General features: G+C 68.7%; 18 protein-coding genes. 6 read left to right on the top strand and 12 right to left on the bottom strand.

Annotation, left to right across the window (positions count from 1 at the left end):
* Positions 1-4: 4 nt before the first annotated feature.
* Genes BRW65_RS21200 through BRW65_RS21175 form a run of 6 tightly spaced genes read right to left on the bottom strand, consistent with a single transcriptional unit; the run spans position 5 to position 4872 of the window.
* Positions 5-406, bottom strand: coding sequence for a Zn-ribbon domain-containing OB-fold protein (locus tag BRW65_RS21200; protein WP_073877964.1), 402 nt, complete (start codon positions 404-406; stop codon positions 5-7).
* Between the two features lie 2 nt (positions 407-408).
* On the bottom strand, positions 409-1611 hold the full coding sequence (locus BRW65_RS21195) for a thiolase family protein (protein WP_073877962.1): 1203 nt from the start codon (positions 1609-1611) through the stop codon (positions 409-411).
* Positions 1608-2051 carry a MaoC/PaaZ C-terminal domain-containing protein gene (locus BRW65_RS21190; protein ID WP_073877960.1) on the bottom strand — a complete coding sequence of 148 codons (444 nt, stop codon included), beginning with the start codon at positions 2049-2051 and terminating at the stop codon, positions 1608-1610. Before BRW65_RS21190 ends, BRW65_RS21195 begins: the two co-directional genes overlap by 4 nt.
* 7 nt (positions 2052-2058) lie before the next feature.
* Positions 2059-2559 carry a MaoC family dehydratase gene (locus BRW65_RS21185; protein ID WP_073877958.1) on the bottom strand — a complete coding sequence of 167 codons (501 nt, stop codon included), beginning with the start codon at positions 2557-2559 and terminating at the stop codon, positions 2059-2061.
* Entirely contained in the window at positions 2556-3674 is a 1119-nt protein-coding gene (locus tag BRW65_RS21180) for an acyl-CoA dehydrogenase family protein (protein ID WP_073877956.1), read from the bottom strand. Before BRW65_RS21180 ends, BRW65_RS21185 begins: the two co-directional genes overlap by 4 nt.
* A gap of 19 nt (positions 3675-3693) precedes the next feature.
* The gene (locus BRW65_RS21175) at positions 3694-4872 is read right to left on the bottom strand and encodes an acyl-CoA dehydrogenase family protein (protein WP_073877953.1); all 1179 of its coding nucleotides are present in this window, start codon (positions 4870-4872) and stop codon (positions 3694-3696) included.
* A 288-nt stretch (positions 4873-5160) separates the two neighbouring features.
* On the opposite strand from BRW65_RS21175, the gene BRW65_RS31840 reads away from it, so the two are divergent.
* A complete protein-coding gene (locus tag BRW65_RS31840) occupies positions 5161-5325 on the top strand; it encodes a hypothetical protein (protein ID WP_167374077.1) in 165 nt (54 codons plus the stop codon).
* 12 nt (positions 5326-5337) lie between these two features.
* On the opposite strand, the gene BRW65_RS21170 is transcribed toward BRW65_RS31840, so the two are convergent.
* Both BRW65_RS21170 and BRW65_RS21165 read right to left on the bottom strand, forming a co-directional pair.
* Positions 5338-8022 (bottom strand): FHA domain-containing protein, encoded by a 2685-nt coding sequence (locus BRW65_RS21170; RefSeq protein ID WP_084187891.1) that lies wholly within the window; start codon positions 8020-8022, stop codon positions 5338-5340.
* Positions 8023-8375: 353 nt separating this feature from the next.
* Complete coding sequence (locus BRW65_RS21165; protein ID WP_073877949.1) at positions 8376-9404, bottom strand: alpha/beta hydrolase; 1029 nt, start codon at positions 9402-9404, stop codon at positions 8376-8378.
* A gap of 173 nt (positions 9405-9577) precedes the next feature.
* On the opposite strand from BRW65_RS21165, the gene BRW65_RS21160 reads away from it, so the two are divergent.
* On the top strand, positions 9578-10423 hold the full coding sequence (locus tag BRW65_RS21160; RefSeq protein ID WP_073877947.1) for an SDR family NAD(P)-dependent oxidoreductase: 846 nt from the start codon (positions 9578-9580) through the stop codon (positions 10421-10423).
* 15 nt (positions 10424-10438) lie between these two features.
* Here the strand turns inward: BRW65_RS21160 and BRW65_RS21155 are convergent, their stop codons facing one another.
* The 4 genes from BRW65_RS21155 to BRW65_RS21140 form a co-directional block, all read right to left on the bottom strand.
* Positions 10439-10942, bottom strand: coding sequence for an isoprenylcysteine carboxyl methyltransferase family protein (locus tag BRW65_RS21155; protein WP_073877945.1), 504 nt, complete (start codon positions 10940-10942; stop codon positions 10439-10441).
* Positions 10943-10953: 11 nt separating this feature from the next.
* The gene (locus BRW65_RS21150) at positions 10954-12054 is read right to left on the bottom strand and encodes a type III polyketide synthase (protein ID WP_084187889.1); all 1101 of its coding nucleotides are present in this window, start codon (positions 12052-12054) and stop codon (positions 10954-10956) included.
* Positions 12055-12170: 116 nt separating this feature from the next.
* On the bottom strand, positions 12171-14405 hold the full coding sequence (locus tag BRW65_RS21145; protein ID WP_073877943.1) for a molybdopterin-dependent oxidoreductase: 2235 nt from the start codon (positions 14403-14405) through the stop codon (positions 12171-12173).
* Positions 14406-14456: 51 nt separating this feature from the next.
* Positions 14457-14882, bottom strand: coding sequence for a PPOX class F420-dependent oxidoreductase (locus BRW65_RS21140; RefSeq protein WP_073877941.1), 426 nt, complete (start codon positions 14880-14882; stop codon positions 14457-14459).
* 213 nt (positions 14883-15095) lie between these two features.
* Here BRW65_RS21140 and BRW65_RS21135 point away from each other — a divergent pair, with 213 nt between their 5' ends.
* The 4 genes from BRW65_RS21135 to BRW65_RS21120 all read left to right on the top strand — a co-directional run bounded on the left by BRW65_RS21135 (position 15096) and on the right by BRW65_RS21120 (position 18250).
* Entirely contained in the window at positions 15096-15278 is a 183-nt protein-coding gene (locus BRW65_RS21135) for a hypothetical protein (protein WP_073877939.1), read from the top strand.
* Positions 15279-15323: 45 nt separating this feature from the next.
* Positions 15324-15767: a nuclear transport factor 2 family protein gene (locus tag BRW65_RS21130; protein ID WP_073877937.1), complete on the top strand. Its 444-nt coding sequence runs from the start codon at positions 15324-15326 to the stop codon at positions 15765-15767.
* 197 nt (positions 15768-15964) lie between these two features.
* Complete coding sequence (locus tag BRW65_RS21125; RefSeq protein WP_073877935.1) at positions 15965-17359, top strand: WS/DGAT/MGAT family O-acyltransferase; 1395 nt, start codon at positions 15965-15967, stop codon at positions 17357-17359.
* 27 nt (positions 17360-17386) lie between these two features.
* Complete coding sequence (locus BRW65_RS21120; RefSeq protein ID WP_244168151.1) at positions 17387-18250, top strand: alpha/beta fold hydrolase; 864 nt, start codon at positions 17387-17389, stop codon at positions 18248-18250.
* The last annotated feature ends 87 nt before the right edge of the window (positions 18251-18337 follow it).

Below are 18337 nucleotides of genomic sequence, written 5' to 3'. Positions count from 1 at the left end.
TCGGTCACGCCGGCCGGTACTTCAAGAGGGTGATCCCGTCTTCGGGCAGATCGTAGAACACCGGCTCGACGCGCATACCGATTACGACATCGCCGGGGTCGACGTCGACCAGCTCGGTGCTGAATTTCGGTCCGGCGTCCCACTGCACGACCGCGGGCAGCTGCGGCAGCGCGTCCGCCCAGGGCGGACCGGTCGGCCGCCGGGCGATCGTGAACGTGTATAGCGTTCCGGCGCCGTCGATTTCGCGCCATTCCAGGTCGTCGGCCAATGTCCCCGGGGCGAGGGTGCGCGGGTAGAACACGTAGCGCCCGGCCGAGGGTGAGTACTGCACCAGGATGCGGTGCCGGGCCAGCGCGTCCCAGAAGGGTCGCGACACCGGCGTCGGCTCGGGTACGGGAATGTCCACGGCTAGTCCCCCCGGATCAGCAGTGCGACCTGCTCGCTCATGATGCCGCCGTTGCCGGTGACGAACGCGGTATGGCAGTCGCGCACCTGCGCGTCAGCGGCCCGGCCCATGATCTGCCGCGCGCCGTCGACGACGTGGTGCATGCCGCCGGCCATGCCGGCCTGCCCGAAGGACAGTTGGCCGCCGGCGGTGTTGAGCGGGAAGTCGCCGCGGTGAGTCAGGTCATGGCCGGCGATCCACGACATTCCGTGGCCCTTGTCGCAGAAGCCGGCGTCCTCGAGGCTCATCAGCACGGTAATCGTGTAGCAGTCGTAGATCGACGCCATGTCCACCTCGGCGCGGGTGAGGCCGGCCATCTCGAACGCCCGGTCGGCGGCCCGGGCGATCGGCGTGCGCAGCAGGTCCTCGGCGTAGGTGGGCGTCTTGAAGGCGATGTGTTCGCCGAAGCCCTTGATCCACACCGGGCGGTGGCGGCCGCGCCGGGCGATGTCCGCGTTGGCGATCAGGACGCCCGCTCCCCCGTGCACCCGCATCACGGTCTCCAGCATGTGGATGGGGTCGGCGATCATCGGGCTGCCGAGGACGTCGTCCGCCGTGATCGGGGTGCCGTGGAAGACCGCGCCGGGGTGGGCGCCCGCGTTGGTGCGTTGGTCGACGGCGATTTTGGCCACCGCCGCGGGGTCGTAGCCGAACTCGGCCGCGTAGCGCTGGGCGATCTGCGCGTACGGCGCGTTCTGACCGACGTTGCCGTACGGGATTTCGAATTCCGCTTGCGGGGATCCGTAGTTGTTCGACGACGCCCCATACCAGTTCGGTGCCGGTGCTGGCCGTTTCTCGGACTGCGGCTGCGACGCCGAGCCGGGAACCACGGCCAGCGCCGCGTCGCAGACGCCGAGCTCCACGGCGGCCGCGGCCCGCCAGATCATGCCCGCGGCGCTGGCCCCGCCCAGGTCGACCCGTTCACCGAAATCCAATGCCAGCCCTAGGTATTCGCACAGTGTGGCGGGCGCGAACATCGCCGATTCGGCGACGCCGTGGGTCAGCAGGCCGTTGACGCACGCGGCGTCGACGCCCGCGTCCTCGATCACCAGCTTTGCCAGCAGCGCGTACTGGTCGAGGGTGAACATCGGCGGGCGGGTGGGCCGCCGCTGCGCCGGCAGCTCGGCGATGCCGACGATCGCCGCCTCGCCGCGCAGGCCGGTCACGCCGGCGTTCCGCGTCGGGGCAGCTCGACCGTCGCCGTTCCGGGCATCAGCACGGTCTCGCCGCGGCGGCCGGCGATGTCGAGGTCGACCAGCCCCGCGCGCTGGGCGGAGAGGCGTTTGCCGGTGATCGTGCCGCCGAAGCTCAGGGGTTGGCCGGGATGGGCGACCGCCCGGTTCTGGACGGAGAAGGACACCAGGCGGCCGCGCCCGCCGATCCAGTCCCCGATGGCCCGGCCGAGCAGCGCGGCCTGCAGCGGGCCGTGGACCAGCACGTCGTCGTAGCCTTCGACCGTGCGCGCCCAGTCCTTGTCGTAGTGGATGCGGTGGCCGTTGTAGGTGGCGGCGCTGAAGAAGAACAGCTGCGTCTCGTCGACGGTAACGGTGAGGTCGGGCATCCGGTGGCCCACCTCGATGTCTTCGTAAAAGACTTGGCCGGTCATGACGTTCCTAGGGACGGGCGATCATCGACGTGGACGCCTCGGCGAGCAGGTCTTGATGCTGGTTGCGGTACACCGTGTTCCAGGTGACCAGAACGAATCTTCCCGAGCGGCCCTGCTTTTCGACGATGGACGAGATGGTGCGGACCATCTCGACGTCGTCGCCGTGATAGGCCGGCACGTGGAAGGTGAAGCTCTCGCCGCCGGCCATCCGCTTGGGGGCGCGGGGGAACGCGAGGCTGCCGGAGACGGCGCCGGAGGAACCGTCGGGTCGTAGCGCCTCGAGGTGCGTGACGCCCAGCACGGCGTACTGGAGGAAGAGCGGGGGGCAGATGATGTCACGAAAGCCGTTGGCCCTGGCGTATTCCGGGTCGAACCACAGCGGATTGTGGTCGCCGACCGCCGCCGCCCAGCGTTGCCAGTCGCGCCGGTTCACCTCGCCCGTCGCCGACGCGGCGACGGTGCCCACGCGCGCCGCCGACTCGGCGTCGATCAGGCTGTCCTCACTCACCGGCCCTCCTCTGATTTCAGGGTCTCCTCCAGCCACGCTGCGGCGACGTCCGCCCCGCCACCCCACGTCGAGCCCAGCCGGGCCCGCTCGGTCCACAGATGCAGATCGGTCTCGGTGACATAGCCCATGCCGCCGTGCAATTGGTGCGCGTCCAACGTGATCTGCCTGGCCGCGGTGGCGGCGTGCATCCGCGCGATCGCGGTTTCGCGGGTCGCCGTGCGGCCGCGCCCGATCCAGAACACCGCCTCATGTGCGGCCAACCGCGCGGCCGCCAGGGCGATGTGCATGTCGGCGACCAGGTGCTGGGCGGCCTGGAAAGACGCGATGGGCCGGCCGAATTGGTGGCGCAGCTTCGTGTAGCCGACGGTGCGGTCGATGACCGCCTCCCCGACTCCCACCAAGTCGAGCGATCCCAATGCCACCGCCAGGTTGGCCATCCGGCGCAGTGCGCACTCGGTGACGTCGCCGAGCAGCGCGTCGGCGGTGAGCGCGACGTCATCGAAGCGCACGGTGCACGCCCGCTGCGCGCCCGCCATCGTGAGCGGTTCCAGGGTCACGCCGGGCGCCGCGGTGCTGACGACGAACGCCAGCGTACGGTCCTGCGCCGCAGCCGAAGTCACGACGACGTCGGCGACGTCGGCGTCGGCGACGTAGTCCGCGGTGCCGCTGAGCCGCCATTGCCCCGCCACGGGATCGGCGCGCAGGGCGGCCGTCACCACGGCGGCGTCGCGGGCGCTCCACAGGGCCGTGGTGCCGCGCGTCGTGCCACGCGCCAGGGCCGGCAGCCAAGTGGCCTTGGCGTCCGGGCAGCCGAGTTGGTCGACGGCGAGCGCGGACTGGATGCTGCTGTGGACGGTCGTCGGGCACAGCGCGCGACCGGCCTCGACATAGAAGACGGCGAGATCGCCCAGGAACCCGCCGCAGCCGCCGTATTCCTCGGCGATGGCCAGTCCGAGGACGCCGGCGTCCGTCAGCGCGTGCCACAGCGCCGGGGTGCGGCGGTCCGCGCCCGGTTCGGTCAGCGCGCGCACCAACGGCACCGGGCTCTCCGCGGCCAGCAGGGCGCGCAACGATGCGGCGAAGTCGCGTTGTTCAGCGGTGGGTATCGCTTTCATCGGGTGCGCGCGGTTCCTTTCAGCGCCCGTAGCTGGGCATCTTGTGCCCGCGCTGGGCGATGATGTCGCGGAGCACCTCGTTGGTGCCGCCCCCGAAGCGCATCAGCGGCGCGGCCCGGTAGAGCCGCTCGAACTTGCCGGCCAGCGGCGCCTGCTCGCTGCGGTGTGCGAGTAAACCGTCCGGGCCCAGCACGTCGAGCGCGAGCACGGCGATGCGCTGGCGTAGTTCGCTGGTGAAGACCTTCTCGACGCTGACCTCCACCGTCGGGATCACCCCGCTGTCCAGGATCGACGCGGCCTCGTAGCCCATCAGGGTGGCCACCGCCACGTCGGCCTCCGCCTGCGCGAGCCGGCGCCGCAGCGATGGGCTGTCGGAGGCCACCGTGCCGTCGCGGCGCGGGAGCCGCGCGAGCTCACGCAGCTCCTCGACCGCGCGACGCAGGTCCCCCGCGTTGGTCAGCGCGCCGCGTTCCAGGTCGAGGGCCCCCGTGATGTACGTCCAGCCGCGGTTGACCTCGCCGACCAGGTTCGTGACCGGCACCCGCACGTCTTGGAAGTGGACCTCGTTGGTGCGGTAACCCGACCACGCGTACAGCGGGCGGATCGCCACGCCGGGACTGTCGATCGGCACGATGATGACCGAAATCCCCCGATGGCGGACACCATTGGGATCGGTGCGCACGCAGAGCCACTCGTGGGTGGCGCGCTGTGCGCCGCTGTTCCAGGTCTTGGTGCCGTTGATCACCCAGTCGTCGCCGTCGCGGACCGCGCTGGTGCGCAGGCTGGCCAGGTCGGTGCCGGCGTCGGGTTCCGAATAGCCCACGGCGCAGACCATTTCACCGTTGGCGATCAGCGGCAGCCATTCCGACTTGTTCCGTTCGGTGCCGTGCCGCATGATCATCGGCGCCACGGACGTGACCGTCAGGTCCGGCCCCGGCACGCCCCAATACTCGAATTCGCTCATCAGCAGGTGCAAGTGGATCGCGCCGAGGCCCAGTCCGCCGTATTCTCGCGGCCAGTTGAGCCCGAACCAGCCCTTCTCCCCGATCCTGCGACGGAACCGGGCCACCTCGCCGCCGGGAAATTCCAGGTCGTGCTCGGCGAGCTCGGCTCGCAGCTCGGCGGTGACGTTGTCGTGGAGGAACTCGCGGACCTCGGCCAGCCACGCGCGCTGCCCGGCGTCGAGTTCGAAATCCATTCCGGCGCCATTGCCTTTCGCCAAGCCCTTCTGGAGCCTTCCCCGCGAGGGCCTTTCCACCAAGCAGCGTCAGCGTAACGCCACACCGATTACGCGCCCCGGATTTCGCCGTGGCGCCACGCCTGGAGCACGGACCGACTGTAAATATGCTGTCAAACTCCCGTTAATTCGCATCGGCGCTCTCGCCGATATCCGGCGGGGCTGCGAAAATTTTTCGATCGGCTGGTCGATGCGGACCAGGCACTCTGCCCAGCCCCAGCCTGAGGGACCCAGCCTGAGGGAGATGTCATGCCCACTGTAGAGACGCGCCTTCGTGAAGACTTACGCAACTATGCGGTCGAACTGCGGCAATTGGCGTACACGCTGCCCCTCGGCGTGGGCGAGCACAGCCTGCTCCAGTTGTCGGATCGCATGCGCGCCGCGGCCGACCAGGTGATCCGCAAGGGCGCCTGACCCGCGGCGGCCTCAGCCGCCCCTGAGCCGGATCTTCCAGCGGACGAAGCTCAGGTAGAAGACGCTGATCACCACCAGCATCGCGACGTCGAACCACCACGCGCCCGGCGTGTGATGCCAGTGCGAGTCCTTTGGGCTGAGCGGACCGGGCACCAGCTTGCCCAGGTCGGCGGTCGAGGCTGAGGCCGCGAACCCCCAGCGCGCCGGGGTCGCCCAGGACATCTGGTCGAGCCCGAGCCGCCCGGTCACGGGAATCATGCCGCCGGAGAACACCAGCTGCGACATCACCGCCACCACCAGCAGCGGCATGATCTGTTCGTTCGACTTGGCGATAGCCGACAGCGCGAGCCCGAGCATCGCCGAGGCCACGCACGTCAACGCGACGTCGACGAACAGCTCGAGACCCGGCCGCCCCAGGGCCACCGCCCCCTGGGTCGGGCCGCCCTTGCCGAGCAGCACGATGATGGTGACGATCGCCGATTGGACGACCGCGAAAACCGTGTAGACGCAGACCTTGGCCAGCAGGTAGGCGCTGGTGGACAGCCCGACCGCCTGTTCGCGCAGGAAGATCGGGCGTTCCCCGATGAGGTCGCGGATGGTGAGCGCGGTACCCATGAACACGGCGCCGACGTTGAGCAACACCAGGATCTGCCCGGGCTCGTTGGGCGCGGCGCCGTAGGGGTTGGGGATGCCGAAGCCGACGTCGCCGGGCACCGACATGGATAGCGACCCCATGATGAACGGCAGCACCGCGAGAAAGACGAAATAGCCGCGGTCGGAGAAGATCAGCCGGACCTGCCGCCTGGCGATCGTGGAGAACTGCCGGAACAGGCTCGTGTGCGACGGGTCGCCCAGGTCGGCGGGCCGCTGCGCGGGGGGCGGTGGTGGCGGTGGGCCGGTGCGCGCCAGGTAGCGCGCCTTCGCGCCGTCGGGATCGCCGGCGACCGTGCTGAAGATGTCGGCCCAGTTCGTCGTGCCCATGGCCGGACCGATCTGGCTGGGCGGCCCGCAGAAGGCGGTCTTGCCGCCGGGGGCCAGCAGCAGGACCTGGTCGCACACGTCCAGGTAGGTCAGCGAGTGGGTGACGACCAGCACCACGCGGCCCGCGTCGGCGAGCTGGCGCAGCATGGTCATCACTTGCCGGTCCAGCGCGGGGTCCAGGCCGGAGGTCGGCTCGTCCAGGATCAGCAGCGACGGCCCGGTGAGCAACTCCAGGGCGACCGACGCGCGCTTGCGCTGGCCGCCCGAGAGCTTGTCGACCCGGGTGTGCAGGTGCTGCGTCATCTCGAGTTCCTCGAGCACCCGGGCCACGACCTGGGCCCGGTCGTCCTTGGTGGTGTCCGGCGGCAGCCGAAGCTCGGCGGCGTACATCAACGCCTGCTGGACGGTCAGCTGCCCGTGCACCACGTCGTCCTGGGGCACCATGCCGATCCTGCTGCGCAGCGAGGCGTACTCGGCGTGGACGTTGTGGCCCTCGAACGCCACCGTCCCCCTGGTCGGGTGGGTGTACCCGGCGACCAACCGCGCGAAGGTCGACTTGCCCGCACCCGAGGGCCCGATCACGGCCGTCAGTGTGCCCGGCTGCGCGCCCAGCGAGATGTCGTCCAGCAGCGTCTTGTTGTTCTCGATGGTCCACGACACGCCGCGCACGTCCAGGCCGCCGGTGCGGGTCGCGGTCGCGCTCTCGTCACGGCGGGCCAGCGTGCCGCCGGCGAAGACGAGGTCGATGTTGCCGATGGTGACGACGTCGCCGTCGTGCAGCACGGCCGAGTCGACCCGTGCCCCGTTGACGAAGGTGCCGTTGATGCTGCGGTTGTCGTGGATCTCGGTGCCGTGCGGCGTCGGTATCAGCGTGGCGTGGTGGCGCGACGCCAGCACCTCGGGGATGACGATGTCGTTGTCGTTGGCCCGGCCGATCTTGACCGCGCCCGGTGTCGACTCCAGCGCGCCCTTGCCCGGCCGCAGGATCTTCATCATCGAGGTCGCCAGGTTCGCCGCGTCGCCGGCGACGCGGCTCGTCTCCGGCCCCGCGGCCTGCGCCGGCGGCGCGTTGGGCGGGGTGCGATAGATCTGCGGTGCGTGTTGCGGGCCGCTGGGCGGCGCGGCCGGTTGGCCACCGGTCGGGTGTCGCGGCTGCGGGCCCGACGGGTGGCTCGGCATCGACCCGGTCGGCGGCTGCATCGGCGTGGGCCCGCTCGGCGGGTGCAGGGGCGGGGGCCCGCTGGGCGGATGCGTGGGCTGGCGGAACGACACCGACGCCGACGGCTGGGGCTGGCTGGGCCATGGGGTGCTGGACGGCTGGCCGAGGGGCGCCCGCGGGCTCGCCGCGGTGGCCGGGTTGACGATCGGTATCGACGTCGTCAGCGGGGGCCGCCCGGCCGTCCCCTGATGGCGGCCCACCTCGAAGGTCAGCGCCGGACCGTCCTGGTTACCGATGTTGACGCGCATGCCGTCCTGGATTTCGACCATGGACACGCGTTGGTGGTTGACGAATAACCCGTTGAGGCTGCCGTTGTCGATGGCGACCCATCGACCCTCGTCGAATCGGACGATCAGGTGGGTGCGCGAGATCAGCGGATGCGCGACGCGGACGTCGGCGCGAAGGTCACGTCCGATCACCACGTCGTTGCCCGCGGCGAACGTGCGCTCGGATCCCTCGTACCGCACCGTCAACGCGGGTGGAACTGGTCGGCTCATCACGACCAACTGTATCGGCAGCCGTGCGGATCAGGACGCCGAATCTCTACCGGACCGCCGCCCCCGGGCGGGGCGCCCGTGTTCGACGGGTTCACGGCGGCCGAGCCGCCGTCCGTGCGTGCGAGCGACGAGCGTTTTCCCCGGCGCGGTTCCGGTCGCCGGCGCCGTGGAGCAGCAGCACGCTACCGCCGAGGTTCCGCCCGGAAACCGACCGGAGAACGGTCCACCGCTCTAGTCATCCCAGCCGCGCTGGCGGGAGAGTGAACCGGTGCCGATCGATCCCGAACCATGCTTGCGCAACAACCGCGCGGTCCATCATTTCAGTTGCGGGACCGCGGCTTTCAGACAGCCCGTCACCCCGCGACGGCTTGCAGGTTACGGCGCCAGGGCTGAGGAACCGCGGTGACTTCCTTGATGAAATCCCCGAGATGGCGAATGGCGCGCCTGCCCTCGGGCAGGACGTCCGCCGCCAGCGGGAAGTCGTGAATCTGTCCGTCCCACAGGTGCAGGTCGCACGGAACGCCGCTGGCTTCCAATCGCTTTGCCATCAATTCAGCATCGGGCAGCAGCAATTCGTCGGAACTCGCGTGGATGGTGACCGGCGGCAACTCGGACAGGTCGGCGTCCACCGGTGAGGCGACGGTGGACTCCCCGCGGCCCTCCAATAGCTGCGCCTGGCTGAGGTATTGGGCGAACATCGACAGCGCGCCGCGGGTGAACATCGAGCACCGGCGCGCGTTGCGGTGCCTCAGCTTTCGGGCCGGGTCGGCATCGGTGAACGGCGAGATCGTTGCGATACCGGCGGGCCGCATCAGTTGGCTGCTGATGGCGAGCAGCGTGGTCATGAACGCCAGGTAGCCCCCGGCGGAGTCGCCGGCCACGACCACGCGGTCACCGTCGAATCCGCGATCCCGCAGCCAGCGAAGGCCGTTCATGCCGTCCTCGATTGCGTCGGTGATCTGATGGTTGGGCAGCTTCCGGTACCCGACCGTGAGGACCGCGGCGTCCGCGGCCTGCGAAAGTCGCGTGACGACCGAACGGTGCGTGTTGAGGCCACAGGTGAGAAAGGCGCCGCCATGCAGGTACAGGATCGCCCGATCCGTCGAAGCGCCGGCCGCGCAAACCCATTCGGCCGCGCAGTTTTCCAGTTGGACGGGTTCGATCTTCGCCGAGATGGCGAACCGGGGCACCAATCCCGCAAAGCCGTCGACGTATTCGAACGGCCAGCGCAGGTTAGGACTGAAAGCCCATGCCCGAACGGTGTTCTTCACGATCAGCCTGCTGGCCAACGCGACCGCGAACGACTGGGGGCTATGGCGATGGTGGACTCGCCGCTTCATTGCGCCACTTGGCAATACGCGATGCGGATCGGTGCTCACCATTGCGCTCCCTCCTCAATGCGCAACGGATACCCGTCGACGGGCCCGAAAAACTCCGCGTGAACTCGGCGCGAATGTTGGGTACATCACGGTTTACCGGCGGTAGCCGGTGGGTAGGTAAAGCCTTTCCGCGGTTCGTCGGCCGGAGCTTCGCCCGGTGGCCCAAAATATGAGCGATGAACGACGAAATGCGGGCTGACGCGCTGCTGGGCGACCGGGTGGCCGTGGTGACCGGCGGTGGCGGCGGCATCGGCGCGGCCACCGCCCGGCTGTTCGCCAACCAGGGCGCACACGTGGTCATCGTCGACGTCGACGGCGGACTTGCCGCACGGACGGTCGACGACATCGCGGCCGCGGGCGGATCGGCGGTGGCGGTGGTCACCGACGTCCGCGACGCGGCGGCGGTCGACGACATGGCGCGATCGGTGTTGGAGCGCTACGGCCGGGTGGACGCGCTGGTCAACAACGTCGGCCACTGGCTGCGGCATCCGGGGAACTTCGCCGACACCGATCCCCAGCTCTGGGACGAGCTGTACCGAATCAACCTGCACCACGTCTTCCTGGTCACCCACGCGTTCCTGCCCGCGATGGTCGCCCGGCGGGCCGGCGCGATCGTCAACGTGTCGTCCGTCGAGGGCCTGCGCGGTTACCCCGAAGACCCGGTCTACGCCGCCTTCAAGGCCGCGGTCATTCAGTTCACCCGCAGCCTCGCGGTCCAGGTGGGCGGGCATGGGGTGCGGGTCAACGCGATCGCGCCCGACGTCACCGAATCCCTTCAGGTGCCCTACTCGCAGTGGCTGTCTCCGGACGAGCAGGCCCAGTGGCCGCAATGGGTTCCGGTCGGCCGCATGGGCGTGCCCGAGGACCAGGCGCACGTGATCTTGTTCCTGGCCTCGGACCTGTCCGCATTCGTCACCGGCCACACCATCCCAACCGACGGCGGTACCGGCGCGGCGGGCGGGTGGTTCCGCTCGTCGCGCCGGCCCGACCGCGAGTGGACCAATCGGCCCATCGCGCCGTGATTGCCGAAACCGCCCTCACACCAGGGCTAATGCGGCGTTCTCGGCGCGGATCCGCACCCTGAGCACGATCGCGTTCGCGATGCTGAACGCGATCGCCGTGAGCCACGCTGAGTGAATGAGCGGCAGTGCCGCCACCTCCGCCGCCACCGCCGCGTAATTCGGGTGACGCACCCAGCGATACAGCCCGTCGCGGACCAATGGTGCGCCCGGGATCACGATCAGCCTTGGGTTCCAACGCCTGCCAAGCACGGCCACGCAGCGCCAGCGCACCACGGTGCTGAGCACCACGACGCCCAGCATCGGCCACCCCAGCCACGGGATGAACGGTCGGGCGAGGGCCCACGTTTCCACGATGCACGAGACCAGCAGCAGGGCGTGCATGCTGACCATCGCCGGGTAGTGGTCACGGCCGAACTCCTTGCCCCCGTTGGCCAGTGACCATCTGGTATTGCGTTGCGACACGGCCAACTCGACCAGGCGTTCGGCCCCGACGGCCAGGATGAACAGGTAGTAATACATGACTTATCCCCTCACCACTGCAGCAGCAGCAGTTCGAAGCTGAAGCCCGGCCCCATTGCCAGCATGACCCCGAGGGACCCTGCGGCCGGCGGCTCCGCGAGGGTCCGGCGCAACACGTCCAGCACCGACGCTGAGGAGATATTTCCATTGTCCCGCATGGAGTTTCGGCTGTGGACCATGCTCTCCGGCGGCAGGTCCAGCGCCTCCTCGATGGAGTCGAGCACTTTCGGGCCGCCGGGATGGCACACCCAGGTCGAGATGTCCGCCAGGTTCAAGCCGTGGTCGGCGAGGAACCCGTCGACTTCTGCCCGTAGATAGGTTTCGGCCATTTTCGGGACCTCGCGCGACATCACGAGCTGGAATCCGCTGGAGCCGACGTTCCACCCCATGACGTCGACCGTCTCCGGGACCACGCGACTGCGCGTGCCCAGCACTCGCGGTGCGCCCTTGCGATTCAACGGGTTTCGGTCGGCGCCGGTGGCGACGACGGCGGCGGCGCCGTCGCCGAACAGGGACACGCCGATGAGGGCGGGTATCGAGGTGTCGTCGCGCTGCAGCGTGAGAGAACACAACTCGACCGACAGGAGCACCGCCACGTCACCGGGATAGCCATGCAGGTAGTCGTGCACGCGCGCCATCCCGGCCGCGCCGGCCACGCAGCCCAGTCCGAACAACGGGACGCGTTTGACGTCGGGCCGCAGGCCGATCCGGGTCATCAGGCGCGCGTCGATGGTGGGCACCGCGATGCCGGTGCTCGAGACCATCACAATCGTGTCCACCTCGTGCGGTTCGATGCCTGCCTCTTCCAATGCCGAAAGTATTGCGCGCTCGCCGAGGTCGACCGCGACCTCGAGATAGGCGTCGTTCGCTTCGGTGAAGCCGCTCAGCTGCGGGTAGCGCGAGAGCGGCAGGGCGAGGCTGCGCTGGTCGACCCCCGTCGTCTGCGCGAAACGCAGGAACCGCGGGTCGGTGAATTCGGTTAATTCTCGGGCGACTTCGTCCTGGTTGTAGCGGTGCGAGGTAAAGGCCACCGCGGCACCGGCGATCTGCGGTGCGCCGTGTCCACGCTGAGCGGCCCCGCTCGGGGATGTGAGATGCGTTGTTACAGTCATGCCTATGCCGACGGGCGGCCCCACCGGACGGTTCAGCTTTAGGCGGCCGGGGTGAGATGAACCACAGACCGGAGCTTGCCGTTAACCAACCGAAGGGGGTTGACGGCTTACGTAATTCAGTGCGTGTGTGCGGGACGGAATCGGGCCCGATCGTCGATGATCGTCACCGGTATGCCGTTGAGCGCGCCGTTGCCGGACGGCTCGTCGATAAACGTCGGTGGGGAAAGCACATTCGTGTTGGCGCCCGGCGAACCGTTGGCCACGGCCATGCGGGTGCCCGGCTTGCCATGGCCCCAGCCGTGGGGCATCGACACCACGCCCGGTTTGATCGCTTCGGTGACCTCGACGGGCACTTTGATTTCGCCGGCCGCCGATTTGACGGTGACGACGTCATTGTCCGTGACGCCGCATCTGGCCGCGTCGTCGGGGTGAATCAGCAACGTGCACCGGTCCTTTCCCTTCATCAGCGCGGGCACGTTGTGCAGCCAGGTGTTGTTCGAGCGAAGGTGCCGGCGGCTCACCAGAACCAGCGGTTCGGCGGGTCGTTCCATCCTGGCCGCCAGCCGCGGCAGGTCATCGAGGAGGTATTGCGGCGCCAGCCGGATCTTCTTGTCGGGCGTGCCCAGGATGTCCGGCACTTGCGGCACCATCGGTCCGAAGTCGATGCCGTTCGGGTTGGCCTTGAGCAGATCCAGTGTCAGCCCGCCGGGATTCTTGCCGTACCGGTCCCCGAACGGCCCGGTTCGCAGTGTCAGGTCCAGCATCCGCTCGGGGCCGCCGTGATCGTAGAGCTTGCGGATCTCCGCCCCGTCGAGCCCTTGGGTGAAGGCCAGGTAGTCGAAGAACCCGTCGTCGATCGCCGCGACGTCGACGTCTTCGGCCGGCGTGCCGGTGCACAGGCCGGTCAGCCGGATCAGGATCTCCCATTCGTGCGGGCGGTCTCCCGGATCGAACACGGGCGGCGAGTAATTCGCGATGCTGTGGATCGCGAACAGCAGGATGAGATCGTCGTGGTGCGGCTGCTCGAGCGGGGACAGACCGGGCAGGATCACGTCGGCGTGCCGCGTCGTCTCGTTGAGCCAAAGGTCAACGGAGATCATCGCTTCCAGCATCGGAAGCACCTCGTCGAGCTTGTCGCCGCCGGGCGTGGACAACACCGGGTTGCCCGCGACCGTGATGAGCGCCTTGAGTTGCCCGTCGCCCGGAGTGGCGATCTCCTCGGCCATGCACGACACCGGGGCCTGGCCGAGCACCTCCTTGGCCCCGCGCACGCGGGTATGCCAGCGGCCGAATTCCGGGAGGCCACCCTCCAGGCCGGGCAGCGGCTGAGTGGTGATGGACCAGGCCGCCGGCTTGGGGAACATCGCTCCCCCGGGTACGTCGAAATGCCCGGTCAGAATGTTGATGACGTCGACCAGCCAGCTGGCCAGGCTGCCGAATTCTTGATTGCACAACCCGATTCGGCCGTACACCACCGACCTCTCGGTGCCGGCGAGCTCACGGGCCAAACTCCGGATGCGGTCCTCGGCGATGCCGGTGACCGCGCTGACGCGCTCCGGTGGCCAATCCGCGGCGACCCGGCGCATGGTGTCGACACCGTCCACGTGCGGTCCGGGGCGGATCAGATCTTCGTCAAACAGCGTGTGCGCCACGGCCAGCAGCAGCGCGGCGTCGGTTCCGGGCACGATGGGAAGCCATTCGTCGGCGCGGGCCGCCGTCTGGGTGCGCACCGGGTCGATCACGATCACCTTGCCGCGCTTGCGGATCGCGTCGATCAGGCCCATCACGTCCGGCGCGGCCAGCAGCGACCCCTGCGACGCGGCGGGGTTGGCGCCCATGATGACCATCAGGTCGGTGCGTTCGATGTCGGGCACGGGGAAGTTCCACCAGAGGCCGTACATCAAGTGCGACGAGAGATTCTTTGGCCACTGGTCAACGGTGCCCGGCGAATAGGTGACCGGCATCCCCGACATGCCCATCAGCACGCCCGCGTACCGAGCCAGGGAGAACGAGTGCGCCAGCGGGTTGCCGGTGTAGGCGGTGATCGCCCCGATCCCGTACTTTTCGATCACCGGCGTCAGCAACTCGGTGCAGCGGCGGAACGCCGCGTCCCAGCTCACCTCGTGCCATTCGCCGTCGACCTTGACCATGGGTTGGCGGATCCGGTCCGGGTCGTCGTGCAGCGCCGCCAGTGAGACACCCTTCGGGCAGATGTGCCCGCGGCTCCACACGTCGTCGCGGTTGCCCCGAATGCTGGTGACCCTGCCGCCGTCGACGTGAATTTCCAAGCCGCACATGGCTTCACAGAGGGGGCAGGTGCGCAGGTGCCTACCGTCTTCGCCCGTCGTCACCCACCCACTGTATTCCGCTACCGACCGTCGCGGAAGTCCCCAATTCGGGCGTCAGGACGCCCACGGGCCGATGCCGCCGACCTTGTCGATGCGGATGCGGGTCAAGAACCCGGGCGGCGCGCCGTCCGGCGGGAACTTCGTGTTCGGGTCGCCCAGAATCGGGTTGAGTTGGGCGAGCAGCTCCGGCGCCCCGCCCTCGACGACCCGTGCCGTCCCGGTGATCCAGAGGTAGGGCCGCATCCCGGTGTGCGTCTCGTCGAGCGCCACGATGGTGACGGCCACTCGGGGATCGTTGCGAACGTTGCGAACCTTCTTGTGCGCGGCGAGGTGCGCGGTGACGAGTTCGTCTCCCTCGGGTGTGGACTGCAAGGCGACCCACACCAGGCTGACTTGCGGGCTGCCGTCGGGGTTCAGGGTCACCAGGGTGGCGTCGGCGCCCTTGCCGATGAGTTCGCGGGCCGCGTCGTTGAGTTCCATGCGTTGTTCTACGGCCCGGTGCCACGATTCATTCCCACATGCGGAATGAGCCGCGTTGGACGTTGGAGTCGGTCTTTCCGGCACATTTGAATTTGGCCAGTTGGCTGTACAAGCAAGAGGCGGCGGTCCTAGCGTCGACGCCAGCAACTCGTTGCGGAAGGGAGCTGGCTCGTTGAGCACCGAACCGGGTCCCGTGTGCCGTCGGAATGTGCGATGAGCGACCCTCAACGCCCTTCGGGCATCGAGTATCTCCGTGGCGAAGTCCTCGATCGGCTGGACGCGCAACCGTTCGAGGACTGGTCCCCCGCGCTGCTGCGCGCCCTGATCGCGATCTTCGACCTGAACGGCGTGACACCGTCCAACCGCCACGGTTTCCGGCCCCACATCGTGAAGTAGCGGTTGCGCTTTCGCGTATTAGGCTGCGGCCGAGGAGTCACGACGGTGGAGATCTGGGAATTGGTCGCGCGTGAGCGGATCCGCGACACTCTGGCGCGATACAACTGGGCGGGGGACGCCGGCGACGTGGACGGCCTCGCCGCGACGTTCCGCGCCGACGGTGTCCTGGAGATTCGCGGCTTCGAGCCACTGCGCGGGCGTTCGGCGATCGCGGCGTTTCTCGGCGGCCTCAACGTCGACCGACCGGCGGACGTCAAGCCGATCGTCCGGCACAACCTCACCAACGTGCTGATCACCGTGCTGACGCGCGACGCGGCACAGGTGTCGTCGTACTTCACGGTGCTCACCCACGTCGGACTCGACCATTTCGGCCGGTACCGCGACACCTTCATGCCGGACGGCGACGCGTGGCTGATCAGCCATCGCAAGGCCTCTACCGACTGGGCCGCACCCGGCTCGGCCATGGCTCGGCGCTCGCCTGGCGGCTGAGTCCTGCGCGCGGACGACGTCGGTTGCGATTTCATGAATTGTCCGGCTCACATGTTTGCCCGAGCCCGCCCAACGGCTACAAATAAGAATCACACGTAGAGATTGCGGTCGACCCTGATTGCGTTCGCCGGCGGGCTCCGGTGCTGACCAGAGGTCATGTGACCAGCGGTCAGAGCGCACAAAAGAGGCGAACGGATATGCAACGACTCAGTGGATTGGACGCGTTCTTCCTCTACCTGGAATCACCGACGCAACCGCTAAATGTTTGCTGCGTGTTGGAGCTGGACCCGGGTGACACGCCGGGCGGCTACACGTTCGGCCAGTTCCGTGAGGCACTCTCGGCCAGGGTGGACGCCGTGCCCGAATTCCGTCTCAAGCTGGCGGACAACCAGCTCAACTTCGACCACCCGGTCTGGGTCGACGACGATCGTTTCGACCTCGCGCGCCACCTGCACCGGGTTGCCTTACCGGCGCCTGGAGGGTCGAGGGAGTTAGCGGAGATCTGCGGGCACGTCGCCGGGCTGGCGCTGGATCGCGATCGCCCGCTGTGGGAGATGTGGGTGATCGAGGGCCTGCACGGCGGCGACGCGCTCGCCGTCGTCCTCAAGGCCCACCACGCGGTGGTCGACGGGGTGGGTGGGGCCAATCTCCTGGCCCAGTTGTGCAGCACCGCGCCGGACGCCCCCGCCCCCGAGCCCGCCGCCCGGTCCGGCGGGGCAAATCCCTTGCAGATCGCCGCTTCCGGGCTCATCGGCGCCGGGTTGCGGCCGTGGCGCCTGGCCAAGGTGCTGCCGGCAACCGCGCTGACGCTCGCGCAAACGATGCTGCGCGCCCGCGCGGGTGGGCAGACCATGGCCGCCCCGTTCGCGGCGCCTCCGACACCCTTCAACGGTCCCTTCACGCGGCGCCGCAACGTCGCGTTGACCACCCTTGACCTCGAGGACGTCAAGAAGATCAAGGACAGGTTTCACGTCACGGTCAACGACGTGGTGACCGCCCTGTGCGCGGGCGCGTTGCGCCAGTTCTTATCCGACCGCGACGAACTGCCGGACAGCCCGATGACGGCCAGCGTGCCGGTCTCGGTGCGGGGCAAATCCGACCGGCCGGGCCGCAACCAGACCACCTGGATGCTGTGCCGGCTGGAGACCCATATCGAGGACCCGGCCGAACGGCTCGGCCGCATCGCGCAGGGCAACGCCGCGGCCAAGGACCACACCGCCGCCATGGGGTCCAGCCTGCTGCAGGACTGGACGCAAGTGGCCGGCCAGACCATGTTCGGCGCCGCGATGAAGCTGCTGCCCCGGATACCGCTGCCCGAGAAACCACCGCACAACCTGGTGCTGTCCAACGTGCCCGGACCGCAGGAACAGCTCTACTTCATGGGCTGTCGGGTCGACGCCATTTATCCGCTCGGCCCGATCATCGCCGGCGCCGCGCTCAACATCACGGTCATGTCGCTCAACGGCCGCCTCGGCATCGGCCTCATCTCCTGCCCCGACCTGGTTGCCGACCTCTGGGACCTCGCCGACACGTTCCCCGCGGCGCTCAAAGAGCTGCTGAATTGCAGCGAATCGAGCCACCAACAGAGCTGACCGCCACGGCATGGCATGGTGACACCCGTGGCAGACATCGTTACGCAGCAGGACCTGCGCGAAATCAGCACTCCCAAGGGCGCTTTGCGCTATTACGACTGCGGCCCGCAATCGGCGCCGGTGTTGCTGTTCCTGCATGGCTCCGGACCGGGCGTCACGGGGTGGCGCAACTTCCGCGGCATACTGCCCACGTTCGCCGAGCGTTTCCGCTGCCTGATCCTGGAGTTTCCCGGGTTCGGCGTCAGCGACGACTTCGGCGGCCACCCCATGGTGACGGCATTCGGCACCGTGCCGCCCTTCCTGGACGCGCTCGACGTCGCGCGGGCGCACATCGTCGGGAACTCGATGGGCGGCGGCGTGGGCATCAACTTCGCCACCCACAACCCGGACCGCGTCGACCGGTTGGTCACCATCGGCGGCATCGGAACCAACATCTTCAGCCCGAGCCCCAGCGAGGGCATCCGGCTGCTGCAGGAGTTCGTCGAGGATCCCACCCGGCAGCGGCTGGTCGACTGGCTGAAGTCGATGGTCTACGACCAGGCGCTGATCACCGAGGAACTGGTCGAGGAACGCTGGGAGCTGGCCACCGACCCGGACACCCTGGCCGCCGCGCGCCGCATGTACGGGAAAGCGGCCTTCGGCGCGATGAACGCCGCGATGGCCGCCTCCGACCGGCCGATGCCGTGGGCCGTCATGCACAAGCTGACCGCACCTACGCTGCTGACCTGGGGGCGCGACGACCGGGTGAGCCCGCCGGACATGGCGCTCATCCCGATGCGCACCATCCCCAATGCGGAGCTGCACATCTTCCCGAACTCCGGGCACTGGGCGATGATCGAGGCCAAGGAGGCATTCGAGAGCACAGTGCTGGCGTTTCTGTCCCGGGTCTAGCGGAGATCGGGGGCCCGGCCGTGGCGATCGCAAGCGCGGCGCAGCCGGGCGCTGGGGGCACCCCCGCGGAGCTGGGGGACGCGTCGC

It is taken from the genome of Mycobacterium paraffinicum, from assembly GCF_001907675.1.
Classification (GTDB): Bacteria; Actinomycetota; Actinomycetes; order Mycobacteriales; family Mycobacteriaceae; genus Mycobacterium; species Mycobacterium paraffinicum_A.
This window is presented reverse-complemented; position numbering and strand designations above follow the sequence as displayed.

Excerpts from the sequence above, each read along its gene's own strand:
- BRW65_RS21190 (WP_073877960.1), bottom strand. The coding sequence starts at position 2,051 with ATGACCGGCCAAGTCTTTTACGAAGACATCGAGGTGGGCCACCGGATG.
- BRW65_RS21180 (WP_073877956.1), bottom strand. The coding sequence starts at position 3,674 with ATGAAAGCGATACCCACCGCTGAACAACGCGACTTCGCCGCATCGTTG.
- BRW65_RS21175 (WP_073877953.1), bottom strand. The coding sequence starts at position 4,872 with ATGGATTTCGAACTCGACGCCGGGCAGCGCGCGTGGCTGGCCGAGGTC.
- BRW65_RS31840 (WP_167374077.1), top strand. The coding sequence starts at position 5,161 with ATGCCCACTGTAGAGACGCGCCTTCGTGAAGACTTACGCAACTATGCG.
- BRW65_RS21170 (WP_084187891.1), bottom strand. The coding sequence starts at position 8,022 with ATGAGCCGACCAGTTCCACCCGCGTTGACGGTGCGGTACGAGGGATCC.
- BRW65_RS21165 (WP_073877949.1), bottom strand. The coding sequence starts at position 9,404 with ATGGTGAGCACCGATCCGCATCGCGTATTGCCAAGTGGCGCAATGAAG.
- BRW65_RS21160 (WP_073877947.1), top strand. The coding sequence starts at position 9,578 with ATGAACGACGAAATGCGGGCTGACGCGCTGCTGGGCGACCGGGTGGCC.
- BRW65_RS21155 (WP_073877945.1), bottom strand. The coding sequence starts at position 10,942 with ATGTATTACTACCTGTTCATCCTGGCCGTCGGGGCCGAACGCCTGGTC.
- BRW65_RS21150 (WP_084187889.1), bottom strand. The coding sequence starts at position 12,054 with ATGACTGTAACAACGCATCTCACATCCCCGAGCGGGGCCGCTCAGCGT.
- BRW65_RS21140 (WP_073877941.1), bottom strand. The coding sequence starts at position 14,882 with ATGGAACTCAACGACGCGGCCCGCGAACTCATCGGCAAGGGCGCCGAC.
- BRW65_RS21135 (WP_073877939.1), top strand. The coding sequence starts at position 15,096 with ATGAGCGACCCTCAACGCCCTTCGGGCATCGAGTATCTCCGTGGCGAA.
- BRW65_RS21125 (WP_073877935.1), top strand. The coding sequence starts at position 15,965 with ATGCAACGACTCAGTGGATTGGACGCGTTCTTCCTCTACCTGGAATCA.